General features: G+C 57.4%; 1 tRNA gene. It reads right to left on the bottom strand.

The window, feature by feature from the left end:
• Window positions 1–297: 297 nt before the first annotated feature.
• Window positions 298–373: transfer RNA gene (locus DWV32_RS09455), tRNA-Ile, on the bottom strand.
• Window positions 374–575 lie beyond the last annotated feature (202 nt).

Here is a 575-nt window from a genome sequence, read left to right as displayed (position 1 = left end):
CCCCCGGGCCCCCCGCCACGAAACCGGCTCATCTGCTACGTTTGGGCGACATCCCCCGACCATGGCGTCTCGGGCAAAAATAAAACCGCAGGTAGACGGCCTGCGGCTTTCGCGAAATGCGGGGTATGGTCGAGGGGTCGGGCTTAAACGTAGTAGATGGGCCGGTTTCGTGGCGGCGGCATCGCAGGCAGCCGACCGAGGGCGCCCGGAAATGAGCAAGCAGGCTATTTGCAAGTGAAAACTAATGCCATGAATAAGAAAACAGGCCAGACATATTGCCTGACCTGTTGAAAAACCTGGTGGGCCCTCCGGGATTCGAACCCAGAACCCAGGGATTATGAGTCCCCTGCGCTAACCGTTGCGCCAAGAGCCCTTATAAAGTGGCACTTGCAGTTGGGGTGGCAGAACAGCCTCCAACGCTTTGAACCACGTCGTGAAATACTACCATGCACGCGGCGCCCGTTCAACGCACGATCTTGTCGACCAGGAGGATCATGCTGCCGCCTTTGACCTTGTGTGCCTATATGAAAAAAGGCCCCAACTTGCGTTGGAGCCTCATTCAATGCTCGGGTGGA

Origin of the sequence: Collinsella sp. AF04-24, from assembly GCF_003465685.1 — a bacterium.
Taxonomy (GTDB): domain Bacteria; phylum Actinomycetota; class Coriobacteriia; order Coriobacteriales; family Coriobacteriaceae; genus Collinsella; species Collinsella aerofaciens_AP.
The sequence above is the reverse complement of the archived record's forward strand: the minus strand, read 5'-3'. Positions and strand labels throughout refer to the sequence as shown.